12 protein-coding genes and 1 other RNA gene are annotated in these 15640 nt (G+C 70.3%); 3 read left to right on the top strand and 10 right to left on the bottom strand.

The window, feature by feature from the left end; translation table 11 throughout:
• Positions 1 to 9 precede the first annotated feature (9 nt).
• The 7 genes from INQ48_13205 to dnaX all read right to left on the bottom strand — a co-directional run bounded on the left by INQ48_13205 (position 10) and on the right by dnaX (position 6324).
• A complete protein-coding gene (locus INQ48_13205) occupies positions 10 to 849 on the bottom strand; it encodes an ABC transporter permease (protein QRF60108.1) in 840 nt (279 codons plus the stop codon).
• The gene (locus tag INQ48_13200) at positions 846 to 1661 is read right to left on the bottom strand and encodes an ABC transporter ATP-binding protein (protein ID QRF60107.1); all 816 of its coding nucleotides are present in this window, start codon (positions 1659 to 1661) and stop codon (positions 846 to 848) included. Before INQ48_13200 ends, INQ48_13205 begins: the two co-directional genes overlap by 4 nt.
• Before the next feature lie 74 nt (positions 1662 to 1735).
• Positions 1736 to 2770 carry an ABC transporter substrate-binding protein gene (locus INQ48_13195; protein QRF60106.1) on the bottom strand — a complete coding sequence of 345 codons (1035 nt, stop codon included), beginning with the start codon at positions 2768 to 2770 and terminating at the stop codon, positions 1736 to 1738.
• 160 nt (positions 2771 to 2930) lie between these two features.
• On the bottom strand, positions 2931 to 3323 hold the full coding sequence (locus INQ48_13190) for an MAPEG family protein (GenBank protein ID QRF60105.1): 393 nt from the start codon (positions 3321 to 3323) through the stop codon (positions 2931 to 2933).
• A gap of 70 nt (positions 3324 to 3393) precedes the next feature.
• Positions 3394 to 3984 (bottom strand): recombination protein RecR, encoded by a 591-nt coding sequence (gene recR / locus INQ48_13185; GenBank protein ID QRF60104.1) that lies wholly within the window; start codon positions 3982 to 3984, stop codon positions 3394 to 3396.
• 24 nt (positions 3985 to 4008) lie between these two features.
• Entirely contained in the window at positions 4009 to 4341 is a 333-nt protein-coding gene (locus tag INQ48_13180; GenBank protein QRF60103.1) for a YbaB/EbfC family nucleoid-associated protein, read from the bottom strand.
• 123 nt (positions 4342 to 4464) lie between these two features.
• Positions 4465 to 6324 (bottom strand): DNA polymerase III subunit gamma/tau, encoded by a 1860-nt coding sequence (dnaX, locus tag INQ48_13175; protein ID QRF60102.1) that lies wholly within the window; start codon positions 6322 to 6324, stop codon positions 4465 to 4467.
• Positions 6325 to 6442: 118 nt separating this feature from the next.
• Between dnaX and ffs the strand changes: the two genes are divergently transcribed.
• An RNA gene (gene ffs, locus INQ48_13170) (signal recognition particle sRNA small type) lies at positions 6443 to 6539 on the top strand.
• A 56-nt stretch (positions 6540 to 6595) separates the two neighbouring features.
• Here the strand turns inward: ffs and INQ48_13165 are convergent.
• From INQ48_13165 to INQ48_13155, 3 genes are read right to left on the bottom strand one after another with little or no spacing between them, the layout of a single operon-like run.
• Positions 6596 to 7837, bottom strand: a complete 1242-nt coding sequence (locus INQ48_13165) for a TIGR03862 family flavoprotein (protein ID QRF60101.1) — start codon at positions 7835 to 7837, stop codon at positions 6596 to 6598.
• Positions 7834 to 11097, bottom strand: a complete 3264-nt coding sequence (locus tag INQ48_13160; protein ID QRF60100.1) for a UvrD-helicase domain-containing protein — start codon at positions 11095 to 11097, stop codon at positions 7834 to 7836. Before INQ48_13160 ends, INQ48_13165 begins: the two co-directional genes overlap by 4 nt.
• Positions 11094 to 13679 carry a PD-(D/E)XK nuclease family protein gene (locus INQ48_13155; GenBank protein QRF60099.1) on the bottom strand — a complete coding sequence of 862 codons (2586 nt, stop codon included), beginning with the start codon at positions 13677 to 13679 and terminating at the stop codon, positions 11094 to 11096. The genes INQ48_13160 and INQ48_13155 overlap by 4 nt, the downstream gene beginning before the upstream one ends.
• Positions 13680 to 13836: 157 nt before the next feature.
• Here INQ48_13155 and trxA point away from each other — a divergent pair, with 157 nt between their 5' ends.
• On the top strand, positions 13837 to 14169 hold the full coding sequence (gene trxA, locus INQ48_13150) for a thioredoxin TrxA (protein QRF60098.1): 333 nt from the start codon (positions 13837 to 13839) through the stop codon (positions 14167 to 14169).
• Between the two features lie 188 nt (positions 14170 to 14357).
• Complete coding sequence (rho, locus tag INQ48_13145) at positions 14358 to 15623, top strand: transcription termination factor Rho (GenBank protein QRF60097.1); 1266 nt, start codon at positions 14358 to 14360, stop codon at positions 15621 to 15623.
• Positions 15624 to 15640 lie beyond the last annotated feature (17 nt).

The following is a 15640-nucleotide window of genomic DNA, read 5'->3' as shown; positions in this document are numbered from 1 at the left end:
GCCGCGCGGTCAGAGCTTCTCGGTCTCGCCGCTGCGCGGCTGCCACTTCATGAGCCGCTTCTCGATCAGGCCCACCAGCGCGTCGAGCGCGAGCGCGAAGGCCGTCAGCACCACGATGCCCGCGAACACGGTGTTGACGTCGAAGGTGCCCTCGGCCTGCAGGATCAGGTAGCCGACACCGCGCGCCGAGCCCAGGTACTCGCCCACCACCGCGCCCACGAAGGCCAGGCCCACCGAGGTGTGCAGGCTCGAGAACACCCAGCTGGTGGCGCTCGGCAGGTAGACGGTGCGCAGCAGCTGGCGCTGGTTGGCGCCCAGCATGCGCGCATTGGCCAGCACCACCGGGCTCACCTCGCGCACGCCCTGGTAGACGTTGAAGAACACGATGAAGAACACCAGCGTGACCGCCAGCGCCACCTTGCTCCAGATGCCGAGGCCGAACCACAGCGCGAAGATCGGCGCGAGGATCACGCGCGGCATCGAGTTGGCGGCCTTGATGTAGGGATCGAGGATCAGGCTCGCGGTGGGCGCGAGCGCCAGCCACAGGCCGCAGCCCAGGCCCAGCACGGTGCCGATGCCGAAGGCCAGCACGGTCTCGAGCAGCGTGGTGCCCAGGTGCAGGTAGATGTCGGCATTGCCCTTGAGCCCGTCGGGGAACAGCGGGTTCGCCGGCACCTCGAAGGGCAGGAACCAGCTCCAGATGCGACCGGCCACCTGGATCGGCTCGCCGAGGAAGAAGGCCACCTGCTGGTTGCGCGAGGCCAGGTGCCAGCCCACGAGGATCACCACCAGCAGCACCAGTTGCCAGAAGCGCGCGTTGCGTTCGTTGAGGGCCAGGCGCGACATCATGCGGCCTTCTTCAGTTGCTGCGCGTAGCCCTTGAGCACCTCGTCGCGCAGCACTTCCCAGATCTGGGTGTGCAGCTCGACGAAGCGCGGCTGGGTGCGCACCTCGGCCACGTCGCGCGGACGCGGCAGGTCGATCTCGAACTCGCCGATCGGATGGGTGGCCGGCCCGGCCGAGAGCACCACCACGCGGTCGCTCATCGCGATCGCCTCGTCGAGGTCATGGGTGATGAACAGCACGGCCTTCTTCTTCGCGCTCCACAGGTCGAGCACCTCGTTCTCCATCAGCTGGCGGGTCTGGATGTCGAGCGCGCTGAACGGCTCGTCCATCAGGATGATGTCGGGGTCGAGCACCAGCGTCTGCGCCAGTGCCACGCGCTTGCGCATGCCGCCCGAGAGCTGGTGCGGATAGCGGTCGCCGAAGCCCGAGAGGCCCACGCGCGCGAGCCAGGCCTCGGCCTCGCGGCGCGCCTGCGCATCGGCCATGCCGCGGTACTGCAGCCCGACCATCACGTTGTCGATGGCGCTGCGCCAGGGCATCAGCGCCTCGGTCTGGAACATGTAGCCCGCGCGCGCGTTGATGCCCGAAAGCGGCTGGCCGAACACCTTGACCGTGCCGGACGAAGGCTGCAGCAGCCCCGCGCCGATGTTGAGCAGGGTCGACTTGCCGCAGCCCGTGGGACCGACCACCGACACGAACTCGCCGGCGCGCACGCGCAAGGTGGTGTCGGCCACCGCGGTGTAGCGCTGGCCGGGGTCGTCCTTCGAATGGAAGATGCAGCTGATCGAGAGGAGTTCGAGTGCGTGGTCGGACATGGCGGAACTGGATGGCTGGCGGTGCGCGTCCCCCAGAAAAAACCCGGCCGAAGCCGGGTCGCGGGACATCGAGGTCAGGCCTTGAACCTGTCCTTCGCTCGCCGTGCGAAATCGTTGGTGTAGGTTTTCGCGAGGTCGATCTTGTCGGCCTTGACGGAAGTATCGAAGCTCGCGATCGCCGCCAGCGCGGTCTTGGGTCCCTCGGACGGCACGATGCCGTCGGGCGCGATCGATTCGCGCACCTTGTCGAACGAGGCGAGGTAGAGCGCGCGGTCGCCGAGCAGGTAGGTCTCGGGCACGGTCTTGATGATGTCACCCGGGCCCGCGGTCTGCAGCCACTTGAGGCCGTGCACGATCGCGTTGGCCAGCGCCTGGCAGGTGTTGGGGTTCTTCTGCACGAAGTCGACCGGCGCATAGAGGCAGGCGGCCGGCATCGGCCCGCCGAACACCTGCTGCGTGCCCTTGAGCGTGCGGGTGTCGCTGATGATCTTCACGTCGCCCTTCTGCTCGAGCATGGTCATCACCGGGTCGGTGTTGCTGATGGCGTCGATCTGGCCCGAGCGCAGCGCGGTGAGCGCGCCGGCGGCGACGCCCACGCCGATGTAGCTCACGTCGCTGGCCTTGAGGCCGCCGCGCGAGAGCACGAGGTTGGCCACCATGTTGGTCGACGAGCCCGGCGCCGAGACGCCGATCTTCTTGCCCTTGAGGTCGGCGATGCCGGCGTAGCTCGACATGTTCTTGGTCGACACGCCCATCGCGATCTGCGGCGCGCGGCCCTGCAGCACGAAGGCCTGGAAGAACTGGTTCTTGGCCTGCAGGTTGATGGTGTGCTCGTAGGCACCCGAGCACACGTCGGCCGAGCCGCCGACCACCGCCTGCAAAGCACGCGCGCCGCCCGCGAAGTCGGAGATCTCGACGTCGAGCCCCTCGGCCTTGAAGTAGCCGAGCTGCTCGGAGATGGTGAGCGGCAGGTAGTAGAACGCCGCCTTGCCGCCGACCGCGATCGAGATCTTCGTTTTCTCCAGCTTCGGCTGCGCGAACACCCGCGGCAACGCGATGGTGGCGGCGGCGATGGCCGAGGCGGAGATGAGGGTGCGGCGGTGAAGCATGGAACGTGGCCTGCGGCGGCTTGGGGTGGCTCTGGGGTGCGTCGAAAGTGAATCGAGCTTAGGGGCGCGCGCAGGGTCGCTGCATCGGGGTCATCCCGTGCGGGTTTTCACGTAAGCATGAAGGCCTCTCACAGAGTGAAAAAGGCCTGCTTCGGCCGCGCTACTTCGCGAGGAACAGGATCGCGATGTTGACCACGAACGCAGCCGCCCAGACCGCGCTGCGCAGCGCCGGGATGCCCTTGATGTAGAGCGCGAGATAGGCCACGCGCAGCAGCACGTAGGCGATCGCGAGGCGGTCGATCCACAGTTGCGCGGCGCCGAGCTGGTGCGCGATGAGCACCGCGCCGATGAAGAACGGCAGGCCTTCGAAGCTGTTGGCCTGCGCGGCATTGGCGCGCGCGCGCCAGCCCGCCTGCTTCGCGGCCCAGTCGCGCGGCTGCGCGTTGTCGCTGGGACGGAAGGCGCCGGCCTTGGCGATCCAGGCCGCGAGGTACGGCAGGCCGCAGGCGATGAAGACGCACCAGTGGGCGACGGTGAGCAGCGACAGGGTCATGGTGTCTCCGGAATCTCCTGGGTGCGCGGCGCGGTATGGGCGCCGCGCTGCGGCGGTGGCCGCCGCGGGATCAGCGCCGGTCGACCAGCGCGTGCGCGATGGTGCCGAGGTCCACGTACTCGAGCTCGCTGCCCGCGGGCACGCCGCGCGCGAGCCGCGTGACCGTGAGGCCGCGCTGACGCAGCGCATCGCCGATGACATGCGCCGTGGCCTCGCCCTCGGCCGTGAAGTTGGTCGCGAGGATCACCTCGGCCACGGTGCCGTCGAGCGCGCGCTCGAACAGCTTCTGCAGGCCCAGGTCCTTGGGACCGATGCCGTCGAGCGGACTGAGCTTGCCCATCAGCACGAAGTAGTAGCCGCGGAAGGCGTTGGTGCGTTCGAGCGCGGCCTGGTCGGCCGGCGTCTCGACCACGCAGAGCTTGGTCGGGTCGCGCCGCACGTCGAGGCAGACGTTGCACACCGGCATCTCGGTGAAGGTGTTGCAGCGCTCGCAATGGCGCACCTGCCCGGCCGCCTGCTGCAGGGCGCGCGCGAGCAGCTGCGCGCCCTCGCGGTCGTGCTGCAGCAGGTGGAAGGCCATGCGCGAGGCCGACTTGACGCCCACGCCCGGCAGGCGGCGCAGCGCATCGACGAGCGCGTCGAGGGAACCGGCGTCGGACACGTCAGCCTTGGTGGCGCGGCGGCATCAGAACGGCAGCTTCATGCCCGGGGGCAGGCCCGGCATGCCGGCGGTCAGCTTGCCCATCTTCTGCTCGCTGGTCTCCTCGGCCTTGCGCACGGCGGCATTGAAGGCGGCGGCCACGAGGTCCTCGAGCATGTCCTTGTCGTCGGCCAGCAGGCTCGGGTCGATGGTGATGCGCTTGACGTCGTGCTTGCAGGTCATCACGACCTTGACGAGGCCGGCGCCCGATTCGCCCTCGACCTCGATGTGGGCCAGTTCTTCCTGGGCCTTCTTGAGGTTGTCCTGCATTGCCTGCGCCTGCTTCATGAGGCCGGCCAGTTGTCCTTTGTTGAACATCGTTGGTCCTGTGGATCGGTTGGGTGGATGGGGAAGGATAAGAGATGGAAGCGCGGAGGGCGGCGAAGCCTCGCCGCCGCAAGGGCCACGGCCGATTGTCGCCGCTGCGCGTGGCCCGTCCGCTCAGGCCGGTTTGAGCGAGCCCGGCACGATCCTCGCGTCGAAGTCACGCATCAGGGCCTGGATCTCGGGATCGCTGCGGATCGCCTCCTCGGCGATGCGCTGGCGCTCGTCGGCAGCGGCCTTGTTGCGGCGGGCCGGGCTGTCGACCACGCCGCCGACCTCGATCGCGAGCTTGACCTCGTGGCCGATGGCGGCCAGCGCGGCGATCAGCTTCTCGCGGCTCGAGGGCTGGTTGAGCGACTCGCGCTCGATGCGCAGCAGCCACTGGTCGGTGTCGCGCGCCACCAGCTGCGACTGCAGCGCGAGTTCGCGCGTGAGCGCGGCGATGCTCTCGGCCGCGATCAGCTGCGTGACGGTGGCGAACCAGAAGTCGCCCTCCTCGCTCGGCGGGATCGGCGCGGCCGGGGCCTGGGCGCCATCGCGCGGCGTGTCGCGCGCGCCGGGCGGCGGCTGCACGCGCATCGGCACGGCGACCACCTGGGCGGGATCGGATTCGGGCACGTCCTCCGGCGGACGCGCCTCGGAGCGGCGCACGGGCTGGTCGACGACCGGCAGGCGGTGGCCCGCGGGGGCGGCGGTCGACGGTTGCGCGGGTACGGCAACGGGCGCCGGACGCGGCACTTCGGCCGACATGCTGCGCACCGGGATCGGCCGCGGCGGCTGCACGGGGGCGGCAACGGGTGCCGGCGCCGCCGCCGGGGCTTCATTCAGAGTTTTTTTTTCCGCGGAGGCCGAGCCGGCCGCGTTCTGCGCAGGCTTGAACGCCAGCAACCGCAGCAGCACCATCGTGAGCGCGGCGTATTCGTCGGGCGCGAGGCCGAGCTCGCCGCGGCCGTGCAGGCACAGGCTGTAGAGCAGTTGCGTTTCGTCGGCCGGCATCAGCAGCGCGAGCCGCGCGGTGTCGGCCGCATCGGGATCCGTGGCGGACGTGGCGGCCTCGGCGCGCGAAGGCACGGCCTGCAGCACCGCCATGGCCTGCAGCACCGCGGTCATCTCCTCGAGCGTGGAAGCGGCCGACATGCCGTCGATGCGCAGCGCCTCGGAGGTCTCGACCACGGTCTTGCCGTCGCCCTGCGCGAGCGCCTCGATCAGGCGGAACACATGGCCGCGATCGACGCTGCCGAGCATCTGGCGCACGCCGACCTCGACCAGCTCGCCGTTGCCAAAGGCGATCGCCTGGTCGGTCAGCGAGAGCGCGTCGCGCATCGAGCCGCGCGCCGCGCGCGCGAGCAGGCGCAGCGCCTGCGGCTCGGCCGGCACCTGCTCGGTCTGCAGCACCGAGGTCAGGTGCTCGAGCACCGTCTCGGGCGCCATCGGGCGCAGGTTGAACTGCAGGCAGCGCGACAGCACCGTGACCGGCACCTTCTGCGGATCGGTGGTGGCCAGCACGAACTTGAGGTACTCGGGCGGCTCCTCGAGCGTCTTCAGCATCGCGTTGAACGCGGTGTTGGTCAGCATGTGCACTTCGTCGATCATGAAGACCTTGAAGCGGCCCTGAACCGGCTTGTAGACCGCCTGCTCGAGCAGCGACTGCACCTCGTCCACGCCGCGGTTCGAGGCCGCGTCGAGCTCGGTGTAGTCGACGAAGCGGCCGGCGTCGATGTCGCGGCAGGCCTGGCACACGCCGCAGGGCGTGGCGGTGATGCCGCCCTGCCCGTCCGGGCCCTGGCAGTTGAGCGACTTGGCCAGGATGCGCGAGACGGTGGTCTTGCCCACGCCGCGCGTGCCGGTGAACAGGTAGGCGTGATGCAGGCGCTGGGTGGTGAGCGCGTTCTCGAGCGCCTGCACCACGTGCCCCTGACCGACCATCTCAGCGAAGGTTTTCGGACGGAACTTGCGGGCGAGCACGATATAGGACATTGCGCCCATTCTAAAAGCCGCGAAGGGGGCCTTCGGCGTCCGCCTCCTCGATGTTTCTCATCGATCGATTCACCGCCCCGGCGAAGGGGGCAACGCGAGCGAGGTTAGAATCGCCGCTGACGGGCCTCCCTGCATGGTGAAGTGGCCAACCGGGTCAGGTGGGGAACCAAGCAGCCCTAACTGCGTAGTCAGTGCCAGGGGTAAGGCTCGTCAACTTCTTCGGCGCTCTCGTTCCACCCCGGAACGGGAGCCGCGCCAAAAATCCAAAGCCTCACGACAGCCCCAGCCGCGCGAGCACGCCACGCGCGGCCGCGACGCCGCTGGCCATCGAGGCCGTGAGCAGGTAGCCGCCGGTCGGCGCTTCCCAGTCGAGCATCTCCCCCGCCACGAACACACCGGGCAGCGCGCTCGCCATCAGCTGCGCATCGAGCGCCTCGAAGCGCACGCCGCCCGCGGTGCTGATCGCCTCGTCGACCGGGCGCGCGGCCACCAGCCGCAGCGGCACGGCCTTGATCGCCTGCGCGAGCTGCAGCGGATCGTGCATCGCTTCGCGGCTCAGCACCTCGTAGAGCACGCCGGCCTTGATGCCCTCGAGGCCGAGCCGGCTCTTGAGATGGCTGCCGAGCGAACGCGCGCCGCGCGGATGCTTGACTGCGGCCAGCACCTGCTCGGCGCTGCGGTCGGGCAGCAGGTCGAGCAGCAATGTGGCGCTGCCGTTCGCGGCGATCTCGTCGCGCAGCAGGGCCGAGACGGCGTAGACGAGGCTGCCCTCGATGCCGCCGGCCGTGGCGACGAACTCGCCCTTGCGCGCGAACTGCCGGCCGCGGCTGTCGGTGAACGACACGGCCACCGACTTGAAGGGCTGCCCCGCGAAGCGTTCCGAGAAATGCGCGCTCCAGCCGCTGCCGTCGAAGCCGCAGTTGGCGGGCTGCAGCTCCGCCACCGCCACGCCCTGCGCCTGCAGCCGCGGCGCCCAGGCGCCGTCGGAGCCGAGCCGCGCCCAGCTCGCGCCGCCGAGCGCGAGCACCACCGCATCGGCCGAGGCCTCGACCTCGCCCGCGGGCGTTTCGAAGCGCAATACGCCGGGCGACACCGCGGCATCGCCGATCCAGCGATGCCGCATGTGGAACTGCACGCCGGCCTCGCGCAGCCGGTGCAGCCAGGCACGCAGCAACGGCGCGGCCTTCATGTCGGTGGGAAACACGCGGCCCGAGCTGCCGACGAAGGTCTCGATGCCCAGGCCCGCGGCCCAATCGCGCAGTTGCGCGGGACCGAAGGCCGCGAGCATCGGCTCGAGTTCGGCGCGGCGTTCGCCGAAGCGGCCCACGAAGGCCTCGAAGGGCTCGGAGTGCGTGAGGTTGAGCCCGCCGCGGCCCGCGAGCAGGAACTTGCGCCCCACCGAAGGCATGGCGTCGTAGAGGTGCACGTTCGCACCGGCCGCGGAGAGGATTTCCGCAGCCATCAGGCCGGCGGGGCCGCCGCCGATCACGGCGACGGTGGAAGAAGAAGTCATTCGAGGTTCACCAGTTCGCCCTGCCCGGTCAGGAACGCGGCGCGTACCGTGGCACCGGGATGGGCCTGCTGCACGGCGGCGCGGTAGCGCTGCATCTGTGCGATGAGCGCGGCATCGCGCTCGGGCCTTGCGGCCGATTTGTAGTCGAGGATCCACCAGGTGCCGCTGGCGCGCTCGCGCACCAGCCGGTCGATGCGCAGCGTGTCGCCTTCGTGCACCAGCGTGACCTCGTTGCCGTGCCAGTCGATGGCCTCGAGGTCCCAGGCCCAGGCACCCGCGCCGGCGCGAATGCGCGCGGCCAGCGCCGCGGCGCCGCGCGCCTGCTGCGCGTCGAGCAGGAACTCCTGCGCCGCCGCGCGCACATGGGCCGCGGCCAAGGGCTCGCCGGGCACCGACCATTCGAGCAGCCGGTGCATCGCCTGGCCGAAGGCCGCGGCGCGCGCATCGAGGGTGGCCGCCTTTTCCTTGCGCGCGACGGGCACCGGCGGCGTCGCGGAAGCGAACGGCGGCAGCTCGTGGATCGCGAACACGGCATGCGCCTGCGCCGCGAGCGGGGCCACCAGCGGCTCGTCGGCATCGACGGTCTCGCAGGCCTCGGCCAGCCGCGCCCACCAGCTGCCCTCGTTGACGCGCGCGGGGCGCACCGACGACAGCACCAGCCGCGCGCGGGCGCGCGTGGTCGCGACATAGAGGCCGTTGAGTTCCTCGCGGTGGCGCGCGCGCTGCTCGTCGAGCAGCAGCGATGCCGCGCAGGCCGGCGGCGTCTTCTCGCTCGCGAGGAAGACGAAGCGCGTCGGCACGCGGTCGCCGCCCTTCCACTCGACCAGCACGCCCATGGTCTGAGCGCGCGGCGGCGGCGAGTCGCAGTCGAGCATCAGCACGGTGTCGGCCTCGAGCCCCTTGGCGCCGTGCACCGTCAGCAACTGCACCGCCTCGGGCGCGGCCACCGACGGGGCGCGCACGCCGCCGGCGCGCAGCGCGCGCACCAGCGCATAGGGCGTGACGAAGCGCGCGCCATCGATATCGAGCGACGCGGCCAGCAGCCCGCGCAGGTTGGCCAGCGCGCCCTGGCGCAACGCGGCGGGCACGGCCGCGCCGAACTTCGCGAGCACGTCGCCTTCATGGAAGATCGCGTCGAGCGCATCGTGCGGCGGCAGCGTGGCCAGCCAGCGCTGCCAGCGCTTGAGACGCGGCGCGGCCTCGGCCAGCGCGGCCGGCAGGTCCTCGCCGGTCTGCAGCAGCCGGAACCAGCTCCAGCCCGGCAGCGCGCGCTGGCGCAGCGCCAGTTGCACCAGATCGTCGTCGCCGATGCCGAACAGCGGCGACTTGAGCGCGCGCGCCAGCGAGAGATCGTGCGCGGGCGAGACCAGCGCATCGATCAGCGCCACCATGTCCTGCACCTCGGGCGCATCGTGCAGCTCGTTCTTCTCGGGCTGCTGCACCGGGATGTGGCGCTGGCGCAGCGCGTCCTGCATGGCCGCGAGCCGGCTGCGGCGGCGCGACAGCACCATGATCTGGCGCGGCGGCGTGCCGTCGGCGATCAGCTGCGCGATCCAGCGCGCGGCCTGCTCGCATTCCTTCTGCAGCAATTGCTCCTCGGGCAGCACGCGCGGCGTGACCAGGCTGTCGCGCCAGTGCAGCATGCCGTCGTCGGCCGGTGCCGCTTCGGCCACGGCCTCGGCGGCATCGCGCTCGATGGCCGGCAGCTTCAGCAACGCGCCTTCGTCGCTGCGCTCGGTGGTGTGGGCACGGAAGCCGTCGAACTCGCCGGCCTCCTGCGCGGCCAGCATCGCCTGGTTGACCAGGCCCACGACGGCGCGCGCATTGCGGTGCGTGTGGTCGCAGTTGAGCAGCTCGCCGCCGAGACCCTCGCGCACGAACTTCTTCGCGGCGATGAAGACCTGCGGCTCGGCGCGGCGGAAGCGGTAGATGCTCTGCTTCGGATCGCCCACGACGAACACGCGCGGCGCGCTGCCGCCCGCGCCCACGTAGGCACTGAGCCAGCCATAGAGCGCCTGCCACTGCAGCGGGTTGGTGTCCTGGAACTCATCGATCAAGAGGTGCGCGATGCGCGCATCGAGCCGCTCCTGCACCCAGCCCGACAGCGCCGACTGGCCCAGCAGCAGTTGCGCGGCCTGCTCGACGTCGTTCATGTCGACCCAGCCATGGGCGCGCTTGACGCCCGCGAAGGCATCGATCAACAGGCGCGTGAGCCGCGTCATGCGCTGCTGGTAGAGCCAGGCCGCGTGCTGGGCCTGCGCGGCGCACAGCAGCTGCAGCTCGGCCTCGGCCTCCTGCGCAGCGGGGTACTTCTGCAGGTTCTTGTTGAGCCGGTCTTCGGTCGCGACGAAGAAGCTCTTGCGCAGCAGCGCGAGCGCCGCCGGCAGCGCGGACTCGGCCGGCTCGCCGATGCCGAAGATGTCGACGACGGCCTCGGCCGCCTTCTGCGGCGTCTTGTTGGTCTCGCGGCCCAGCGCGGCGGCGCGGTCGAGCCAGCGCCGGCGCACGGCCTCGCCGCGCAGCGCGTCGGTGGGCGTGTCGAAGCCGGCCAGCGCCGGATGCAGGTCGGCGAAATGCCGCACCGCATCGGCCGGTTCGGCGAGCGAGAACTCCACGCGCCGCGTGAGCGCCTCGCCGAGCGCCTTGGCGGTCTGCGAGCGGCCGTAGGTGGCGACCACCGCGTAGTAGTCGGCCAGCGCGTCGGGGTCGGCGGTCACGGCCTCGAAGAAGGGGCGCCAGGTGCGCGAGCGCGCCTCGGCATCGTCCTCGAGCAGTTCGTAGTTCGACGGCAGGCCGAGCTCGCGCAGCACCGCCAGCGGCGCATTGCGCAGCAGGCCCGCGAACCAGGCGTGGAAGGTGCGGAACTGCACCGGCCGGCCGCCTTCGAGCAGGTGCCGATACAGGCCCTTGAGACGCGGCGCGGCGGCCAGCGCCTCGGCCGGCGGCATGCCGCGCATCACGAGTTCCTCGACCAGCTTCTCGGGCTCGCGCTCGGCGAAGGTCTCGAGCCACTGGTCGAGCCGCTCGCGCATCTCGCCGGCCGCCTTCTTGGTGAAGGTGATGGCGAGGATCTCGTGCGGCTGGCAGGCGTTGGCACCGTCGTCGAGCAGCGCGCGCACGATGCGCGACACCAGCATCCAGGTCTTGCCCGCGCCCGCGCAGGCCTCGACCGCCACCGAGCGCCGCGGATCGCAGGCAACGGTGTAGAAGGCCTCGCGCGGCACGCGCTGGCCGTTGTGTTCGTAGGCGGCGCCGTTCATGGCGTGCTCCCCTGCAGCACGGCGGCGCCGGCATCGTCGCTCCAGAAATCCTTGCGGCACAGGCCGCGCGCGGTGCAGTGCTCGCACACCGTGCCCTCGCCCAGCGGCGGCAGCGGCGTGCCTTCGGCGATGCGCCGGAAGTCGTCGAGGATGCCGGCCACCAGCGCATCGCGCGCCTGCACCACCACCGGCTGCTCCACCGTCTGCGTGCCCGAGGACTTCTCGCCCACGTTGACGTAGGCCGCGCGCAGCGTGTCGTCGGCCACCAGCGCGGCATAGAAGGCCAGTTGCGTGTCCTCGGTCGGCTCCTTCACGCGCTCCTTGGTCACGGCCGAGGACTCGGTCTTGTAGTCGATCACGAAGGGCTGGCCGTCGGGCATGCGGTCGATGCGGTCGAGCCGCCCCACCAGCTGCAACGCGCCCAGCGGCTGCTCCTTCCAGGGTTCGGACTCGACGAAGACCGCGCCCGCGGCCTCGTGGCCCGCGAGCCAGTCGAGGTAGCCGTCGCGCACCGCGGGCCAGGCCGCGGCGAAGGGCAGGAACTCGGCGTCCGACAGGCCGTACTCGCGCGTGGCGCGCACGGCCGCGTCCTCGATGAAGCGCAGGCGCTCGCCGGCGTCGCGCGTGGGCGTCTGCTGCAGCGTCTCGTGGAAGTGGCCGAGCACCGCATGCAGCCAGTTGCCGAAGTCGCGCTTGTCGACCTCGGCATCGAGCTCGTCGGCGCTGCGCAGGCCGAGCTGGCGCAGCGCGAAGAAGCGATAGGGACAGCGGCGCAGGTCCTCGTAGACGCTGGTCGACACGTTGCGCAGCGGCAGCAGCGCGCCCGAGGGCATCGGATAGAGGGTGGGACGCACGGGCACCTCGCGCCGCATGCGCGGATCGTCGGTGAACGCGAGCGCGTGGTCGAGCTCGAGGCCCTGCACCAGCGGGCTGGGCCGCACGGGCTCGCCGCTGGCATCGGCGCTGCGCCACAGCAGTTCGCACCAGGGATTGCACAGGGCCGCGTTCCAGGCCGCGCGCTGCGCCGCCTCGAGCGCCTCGCGCGAAGGCAGGCCGAGCTCGAGCCGCTGCGCGGCGCTCCAGTTGCCGGGCGGCTCGGGCGATGCGGGCAGGCGGCGGTCGTCGCAGCCCGGGATCACGATCGCGCCGAAGGCCCGGCCCAGCAGCTGGTGCAGCGGCAGCACGATCACCTGCGGTATCTCGCCCATGACGGGCGGCACGAAGCTCTCGTCCTCGAGCACGTCGCGCACCCAGGCCGTGAACTCGGACAGCGTGTGGCGGCCTCCAGGAAAAGCCTCGTCGTCGCCGTGCGCGCCGGCATCGAGCCACAGCGCCGAGATCACCTTGCCGCCCGCGAGGTCCGCTTCGAGCGGCTCCCACTGGCCGGCCGCCTCGAGCAGCGCGCGCAGCGCGACCAGCCATTCGGCGAGCGGACGCGCACGTGCCATCGGCGCGCGGCGGGCCTCGATCTCGTTCGTGAAGGGCATCAGCGCGACGTCCTGCGGCTTCTCGCTGCGCGCGGCCTGCGCGCACCAGGCCGACCAGTCGCGCACGCCCTCGCGCCGCAGCCGCGACTCGAGTCCCTGCACCGCGAGCGCATCGCCGTCGTCGCCGCTCTTGAGCCAGTCGAGCACCTGGTCGCTGCCGGCGTCGTGCGCGCAGGCGCGCAGCGCGCTCATCAGCATGGCGGCGGCCGGCGTGGTCGAGAGCTTCCAGCCGGTCTCGTCCTGCGCCGTGACGCCCTGCCCCTTGAGCCGCGCGCCGATGCGGCGCGTGAGCGCGCGGTCGGTGGCGACCAGCGCGACCGGGCTGCGGCCCTCGGCCAGGTGGCGCAGCGCGCAGGCCGCGGCGAGCTCGGCCTCGTCCTCGGGATCGATGGCCACATGGGCCGCGGACTGCCCGCGCGGCGCGATGGCCGGCACCAGCGACAGGCGCACGGCGCGCTCGCCCCACAGGCCGCACAGGGTCTGCGTCAGCGGATCGGTCTGGAAGCCCTCGAGCACGATCAGCACGTCGATCTGCGCGCGCGCGGGCTCGCGCAGCAGCACGTCGGTGGCATAGCTCGCGTTCGCGGCCCAGGCGACCGCGATGCGGATCAGTGCGCTCTCGATGCGGAACCACTCCGATTCGCTGCCCGCATCGGCCACGCCCGCGGCGCGCTCGGCCCAGGTGCTGCCGCGTTCCTCGGGCGCGACCGCGGCCGCGAGCGGCGCGAGCTGATAGGCCAGCTCGACCACGCGGCCCGCGAGCGCGAAGCGTTCGGCGCCGAAGCCGGTCTGCGAGAGCAGGCCCTGCGCGGTCACGAGGTCGCGCGCCATGTCGAAGGCGATGTCGTAGTCCGAGGGCACGAAGCCGCCCGCGCTGCGCGCCCAGTTGCGCGTGGTCTCGAAGCGCGGCACGAAGCCCGGCGAACCGCAGCGCGCCCACATGGCCTGCGCCACGCCCATGAGCTGCGCATAGGGCACCAGCACCATCGTGCGCGCCGCATGCGCCTGGCGTTCGGCGAGCACGCGCACGATGCGCGCGACCACACCATCGGCAGGGTCGCACCACAGGGCCTGGACGGGATGGCCTTCGTTCATGTTCTGTCGCGGGGGATTCGGTGGCGGGGGCGGGTCGCGACGAGGGCTCTGGCTATCGGCGCCATAGCCTTCGTGCATGCCACGTCACCCCTTGGTTTCTGTCACAATGACCCGCACTGTAGCTGCACCGAAACTCCCCGCGCACAAGGACTCCATCATGGCCAGCGAGCTGATCAAACACATCTCCGATTCCTCCTTCGAAGCCGACGTGCTCAAGTCCAGCCAGCCCGTGCTGGTCGACTACTGGGCCGAATGGTGCGGCCCCTGCAAGATGATCGCCCCGATCCTCGACGAGGTGTCGAGCGCCTACGAAGGCAAGCTGCAGATCGCCAAGCTCAACGTCGACGAGAACCGCGACATCCCCGCCAAGTTCGGCATTCGCGGCATCCCCACGCTGATGCTGTTCAAGGACGGCCAGCTCGCTGCCACCAAGGTGGGCGCCATGAGCAAAGCCCAGCTCACCGCCTTCATCGACCAGCAACTCGCCTGAGTGCTTTCTAACCGGCCAGCGCGCAACGCGTTGGCCGGCGCGTTTTTCCTGTCATAATCACCAGCAGATCGCCGGCCCTTTCAGGTAGCCGGTTCGAGTTCCCCGGTCAGTGAGGCAGTTCTCGTCTCACATCGAACCACCCCCCTGTTCTCCGTTTCCCCTCGATTGCCCCCGCAAGGGGTCGTTCCATGCACTTAAACGAACTCAAGGCACTCCACGTGTCTGAAGTCCTCAAGCAGGCCGAAGCCCTTGAGATCGAAAACGTCGGCCGCATGCGCAAGCAGGAGCTGATGTTCGCGATCATCAAGAAGCGCGCGAAGGCCGGCGAACAGGTCTTCGCCGACGGTGTGCTCGAAATCCTGCCCGACGGCTTCGGCTTCCTGCGCAGCCCGGACACCAGCTTCACCGCCAGCACCGACGACATCTACATCAGCCCGAGCCAGGTGCGCCGCTTCAACCTGCACACCGGCGACATGATCGAGGGCGAGGTGCGCATTCCGAAGGACGGCGAACGCTACTTCGCGCTGACCAAGCTCGACGCCGTCAACGGCGGACCGCCCGAGCAGAACAAGCACAAGGTGATGTTCGAGAACCTGACGCCGCTGTTCCCCAAGGAACAGATGCGCCTCGAGCGCGACGGCATCAAGGGCGAAGAGAACATCACCGGCCGCGTGATCGACATCATCGCGCCCATCGGCAAGGGCCAGCGCGCCCTGCTCGTGGCGCCGCCCAAGAGCGGCAAGACGGTGATGATGCAGCACATCGCGCACGCGATCAGCGCCAACTACCCCGAGGTCCACATGATGGTGCTGCTCGTCGACGAGCGCCCCGAAGAAGTGACCGAAATGCAGCGCACGGTGAAGGGCGAGGTCATCGCCTCCACCTTCGACGAGCCTGCCGCGCGCCACGTGCACGTGGCCGAAATGGTGATCGAGCGCGCCAAGCGCCTGGTCGAGCTCAAGAAGGACGTGGTGATCCTGCTCGACTCGATCACGCGTCTCGCACGCGCCTACAACAACGTCGTGCCCTCGTCGGGCAAGGTGCTGACCGGCGGTGTCGATGCCAACGCACTGCAGCGTCCCAAGCGCTTCCTGGGCGCGGCGCGCAATGTCGAGGAAGGCGGCTCGCTGACCATCATCGGCACCGCGCTGATCGACACCGGCAGCCGCATGGACGAAGTGATCTTCGAAGAGTTCAAGGGCACCGGCAACTCCGAAATCCACCTCGACCGCCGCCTCTACGAGAAGCGCGTGTTCCCCTCGATCCAGCTCAACCGCAGCGGCACGCGCCGCGAGGAGCTGCTGCTCGCGCCCGAGATCCTGCAGAAGACCCGCATCCTGCGCCAGCTCATGTACAACATGGACGAGATCGAGTCGATGGAGCTGATGCTCAAGAACATGAAGGCGACGAAGACCAATGTCGAGTTCTTCGACATGATGCGTCGCGGGGGTTGAGCCGGTCTTCGACCGAA

Source organism: Variovorax paradoxus (assembly GCA_016806145.1).
Lineage (GTDB): Bacteria > Pseudomonadota > Gammaproteobacteria > Burkholderiales > Burkholderiaceae_C > Variovorax.
Note: the sequence above shows the minus strand (reverse complement) of the source record. Positions and strands in the feature narration are given on the sequence as shown.